The following is a 4,950-nucleotide window of genomic DNA, read 5'->3' as shown; positions in this document are numbered from 1 at the left end:
GAGGATGGAGCCGCGCTCCCCGCCCGTGCAGGTCACGACCAGCACGTCCACCCCCTCGGACACGTACTTCGCCATGGTAGCGGTGCCCTGTCCGCAGCTTGTGCGGACCGGCCCCACCGTCATCATCTGTTCGGGGTGTGTCAGCCCCGCCCGTACTCCGCGCCCCACGCCTCGACCGCGTCCGCAGCCCGGTCGAACGCCTCCGGCCGCGCCAGGAAGTCCGCGTTGTGCGTGGTCAGCAGCGGCGGCACGTCCTCCGGCGCCCGATCCCGCCGTACGACGAGCAGCGCCTGTCCCTGCACCGTGCGCGGCAGCCCCAGCCAGCGGACCGGCTGCTGCTGGGTGCGGACGGCGACGACCTGCTCCCAGGGCACCGTACGGGTGAGGAGGAACCCCACCCTGCGCAGCCCGCGGGCGCTCACCCACACACCCACGCGCAACAGCCGCAGCGCGACGAGGATGACGGCCACCGTGACCACGAGGATGACGCCGGCCTCGGACACGGAGTCGGTCAGCGCGATGATCACCGCCGCGAACAGCACGTACGAGGCGAGCAGCAGCAGGAGCGCCGCGGCACCCACCCGCCACGGGCCGGGCCGGTAGGGCCGCCGCCAGTGGTCGCGGTCGTCGAACGGCAGCGCGATGTCTTCCGTCGTCTCGAATGCGCGGTCGGCCGTCAGGAAGGGCAGGGGCACGGCGGGTCCTCACTCGATCCGGGCTTGGCTGTGCCGGTGAGGCTATCCGCCGAGGCCCCTGTCAGCCACAACCGGGGGCCGGATGGCGTCAGTTTCCGTGAGAGGCCTGGGACTGCTGAGTCGGGGTCGAGGAGGGGGTCGACAGCGCCGGCATCCCGAGGACCAGGGAACCCACGAGTCCGGCGACGACGGTCAGCCCGAAGAGCCAGCGCCCGGCCATCTGGCCGAGGGACGCCCGCTCCCGGGGCGGGGGAGCGACATTGCTGCGGAACCTGTCGGCTTCGGCGAGAAAGGCGAACGGTATGGGCTCGCGCCGACGCAACATGGAGGTGCATCTCCCTTCGGAGATCGAACGGGTAACTCCTGTCTGTACAGACGAGCGAGTACCGCAAATGGTGCCCACCATTGCCAAATCGGTTGACGCGTAGAGTGGTCGCCGCCCGAGAGACGTGATGGAAGGACCCTCCGAGCCGTGACCGACACCCCCGCCGACGACCTGAAGCCCAGCTTCCGCAGCGACGTCACCGTCGAGCTGGTCAAGCACAGCGCCGCCGACTCGGACGTGCTGTGGGCCGCCCGCGTCTCCACGGCCGGCGAACAGTCCCTGGAGGAGCTCCAGAAGGACCCCGAGCGCTCCAAGGGCCTCATCAACTACCTGATGCGCGACCGCCACGGCAGCCCCTTCGAGCACAACTCCATGACCTTCTTCATCAGCGCCCCGATCCTGGTCTTCCGCGAGTTCATGCGCCACAGGGTGGGCTGGTCCTACAACGAGGAGAGCGGTCGCTACCGCGAGCTCCAGCCCGTCTTCTACGTCCCCGGCGCGGACCGCAAGCTCGTCCAGGAGGGCCGCCCCGGCAAGTACGTCTTCGTCGAGGGCACGGAAGCCCAGCAGGAGCTGGTCACCCGCAGCATGGAGGACTCCTACCGTCAGGCCTACGAGGCCTACCAGGAGATGCTCGCCGCCGGTGTCGCCCGCGAGGTCGCCCGTTCGGTCCTGCCCGTCGGGCTGTTCTCCTCGATGTACGCCACCTGCAACGCCCGCTCGCTGATGCACTTCCTCGGACTGCGTACCCAGCACGAGCTGGCGAAGGTGCCGTCCTTCCCGCAGCGGGAGATCGAGATGGTCGGCGAGAAGATGGAGGCGGAGTGGGCGAAGCTCATGCCGCTCACCTACGCCGCCTTCAATGCGAACGGCCGTGTGGCGCCGTAACGGACGCCTGTTTCCCGGTAGGGCACAGATGTGCGGATCCACCGTGCGAAGTGTCCGTATTGCGGCATTTAGAGAAGTTCATCTAGCCTGATCAAACGGACCCGGCACTGCTTGAACCCCCGAGCAGGCAGTGCCGGGCTCCACCTTTGTCATGACTTTTCCCAGCCCCCGAGGGCAGACCGTGCGATGAGCACCGAGTAGCGTGTATGCCATGGCTCCGACCTCCACTCCGCAGACCCCCTTCGGGCGGGTCCTCACCGCCATGGTCACGCCGTTCACGGCGGACGGCGCACTCGACCTCGACGGCGCACAGCGGCTCGCCACCCACCTGGTGGACGCAGGCAACGACGGCCTGATCGTCAACGGCACCACCGGCGAGTCCCCCACCACCAGCGATGCGGAGAAATCGGACCTCGTACGCGCGGTCCTGGAAGCCGTCGGAGACCGCGCCCACGTGGTCGCCGGAGTCGGCACCAACGACACCCACCACAGCATCGAGCTGGCCCGCGAAGCCGAGCGCGTCGGCGCCCACGGCCTCCTGGTCGTCACGCCGTACTACAACAAGCCCCCGCAGGAGGGCCTGTACCGGCACTTCACGGCCGTCGCCGACGCCGCAGGGCTGCCCGTCATGCTCTACGACATCCCCGGCCGCAGCGGCGTCCCGATCAACACCGAGACGCTCGTCCGGCTCGCGGCGCACCCCCGGATCGTCGCCAACAAGGACGCCAAGGGCGACCTGGGCCGCGCGAGCTGGGCCATCGCCCGCGCCGGCCTCGCCTGGTACTCCGGCGACGACATGCTGAACCTCCCGCTGCTCTCCGTGGGCGCGGTCGGCTTCGTCTCGGTCGTCGGCCATGTGGTCACGCCCGACCTGCGCGCCCTCGTCGAGGCGTTCACCTCCGGTGACGTCCAGAAGGCCACCGAGATCCACCAGAAGCTGCTCCCGGTCTACACGGGCATGTTCCGCACCCAGGGCGTCATGACCACCAAGGCCGCGCTCGCCCTCCAGGGGTTGCCCGCCGGACCACTGCGCGCCCCCATGGTCGAACTCACTCCGGAGGAGATCGAGCAGCTCAAGATCGATCTTGCCGCAGGCGGGGTACAGCTCTAACACCAGACTTCGCGCGCCGGGCGCGCAACCAGACTCAACAACTGAATACGCGGGCCACCGGTGCCCGCACACCACAACGACAACTGCTACACGCACGAACGTCACGCACGCCATGTGCCCCACCGGTACGTGGCGTGCGTGGTGAGGAGAGTCTTTTGAGTCATCCGCATCCTGAACTGAGCCCGCCCCCGCCGCTCCCCGAGGGCGGCCTGCGGGTCACGCCACTCGGCGGCCTCGGCGAGATCGGCCGGAACATGACGGTCTTCGAGTACGGAGGCCGCCTGCTGATCGTCGACTGCGGCGTGCTCTTCCCCGAGGAGGAGCAGCCCGGGATCGACCTGATCCTGCCGGACTTCTCGTCCATCCGGGACCGCCTCGACGACATCGAGGGCATCGTCCTCACCCACGGCCACGAGGACCACATCGGCGGTGTCCCCTTCCTCCTCCGCGAGAAGCCGGACATCCCCCTGATCGGCTCCAAGCTGACCCTCGCGCTCATCGAGGCCAAGCTCCAGGAGCACCGCATCCGCCCGTACACCCTTGAGGTGGCGGAGGGGCACCGCGAGCGCATCGGCCCCTTCGACTGCGAGTTCGTCGCGGTCAACCACTCCATCCCGGACGCCCTGGCCGTCGCCATCCGCACCCCGGCCGGCATGGTGGTCCACACCGGCGACTTCAAGATGGACCAGCTCCCGCTGGACGGCCGGCTCACGGACCTGCACGCGTTCGCCCGCCTGAGCGAGGAGGGCATCGACCTCCTCCTGGCGGACTCCACGAACGCGGAGGTCCCGGGCTTCGTCCCGCCGGAGAAGGACATCTCCAACGTCCTGCGGCAGGTCTTCGCCGGCGCCCGCAAGCGGATCATCGTGGCGAGCTTCGCCAGCCACGTCCACCGCATCCAGCAAATCTTGGACGCCGCCCACGAGTACGGCCGCAGGGTCGCCTTCGTCGGCCGCTCGATGGTCCGCAACATGGGCATCGCCCGGGACCTCGGCTATCTGAAGGTCCCCCCGGGCCTGGTGGTCGACGTCAAGACGCTCGACGACCTCCCGGACCACGAGATCGTCCTGGTCTGCACGGGCTCGCAGGGCGAACCGATGGCGGCCCTGTCCCGGATGGCCAACCGCGACCACCAGATCCGGATCGTCAACGGCGACACCGTGATCCTGGCGTCGTCCCTGATCCCGGGCAACGAGAACGCGGTCTACCGCGTGATCAACGGCCTGACCCGCTGGGGCGCCAACGTCGTCCACAAGGGCAACGCCAAGGTGCACGTCTCGGGCCACGCGTCCGCGGGCGAGCTCCTGTACTTCTACAACATCTGCCGGCCCCGGAACCTGATGCCGGTCCACGGCGAATGGCGCCACCTGCGGGCCAACGCCGAGCTGGGCGCCCTCACCGGCGTCCCGCACGACCGGATCGTCATCGCCGAGGACGGCGTCGTCGTCGACCTCGTCGAGGGCAAGGCGAAGATCTCCGGCAAGGTCCAGGCGGGTTACGTCTACGTCGACGGGCTCTCGGTCGGCGATGTCGGTGAACCGGCCCTCAAGGACCGCAAGATCCTCGGCGACGAGGGCATCATCTCGGTCTTCCTGGTCCTGGACTCGTCCACAGGCAAGATCACCGGTGGCCCGCACATCCAGGCGCGCGGCTCGGGCATCGAGGACTCGGCGTTCGGCGACGTGATCCCGAGGATCACCGAGGTCCTGGAACGCTCGGCGCAGGACGGCGTGGTGGAGCCCCACCAGCTGCAACAGCTCGTCCGTCGGACCCTCGGCAAGTGGGTCTCCGACACGTATCGCCGCAGGCCGATGATCCTGCCGGTCGTGGTGGAGGTCTGACACCTCGTCGGTGCCTTTCCCACTCCTCGGGGGAGGAGGTGTAATCCGCGTGCGGTCCTCGCATGCCGATCGCTCTGATGGACTCCAGTT

The 4,950-nt window shown here is 68.8% G+C and carries 5 protein-coding genes; 3 read left to right on the top strand and 2 right to left on the bottom strand.

The window, feature by feature from the left end; all coding sequences use genetic code 11:
• Positions 1 to 140 precede the first annotated feature (140 nt).
• On the bottom strand, positions 141 to 695 hold the full coding sequence (locus ABZ896_RS51980) for a hypothetical protein (protein ID WP_360946309.1): 555 nt from the start codon (positions 693 to 695) through the stop codon (positions 141 to 143).
• Positions 696 to 783: 88 nt separating this feature from the next.
• Positions 784 to 1,020 (bottom strand): hypothetical protein, encoded by a 237-nt coding sequence (locus ABZ896_RS51975; RefSeq protein ID WP_360946306.1) that lies wholly within the window; start codon positions 1,018 to 1,020, stop codon positions 784 to 786.
• A gap of 147 nt (positions 1,021 to 1,167) precedes the next feature.
• On the opposite strand from ABZ896_RS51975, the gene thyX reads away from it, so the two are divergent.
• The 3 genes from thyX to ABZ896_RS51960 all read left to right on the top strand — a co-directional run bounded on the left by thyX (position 1,168) and on the right by ABZ896_RS51960 (position 4,860).
• Entirely contained in the window at positions 1,168 to 1,908 is a 741-nt protein-coding gene (gene thyX, locus ABZ896_RS51970) for an FAD-dependent thymidylate synthase (protein WP_360946303.1), read from the top strand.
• A 211-nt stretch (positions 1,909 to 2,119) separates the two neighbouring features.
• Positions 2,120 to 3,019, top strand: coding sequence for a 4-hydroxy-tetrahydrodipicolinate synthase (dapA, locus tag ABZ896_RS51965; protein WP_360946300.1), 900 nt, complete (start codon positions 2,120 to 2,122; stop codon positions 3,017 to 3,019).
• Between the two features lie 155 nt (positions 3,020 to 3,174).
• Positions 3,175 to 4,860 (top strand): ribonuclease J, encoded by a 1,686-nt coding sequence (locus ABZ896_RS51960; protein WP_360946297.1) that lies wholly within the window; start codon positions 3,175 to 3,177, stop codon positions 4,858 to 4,860.
• Positions 4,861 to 4,950 lie beyond the last annotated feature (90 nt).

It is taken from the genome of Streptomyces sp. NPDC047072 (assembly GCF_040643855.1).
Classification (GTDB): domain Bacteria; phylum Actinomycetota; class Actinomycetes; order Streptomycetales; family Streptomycetaceae; genus Streptomyces.
Note: the sequence above shows the minus strand (reverse complement) of the source record. Positions and strands in the feature narration are given on the sequence as shown.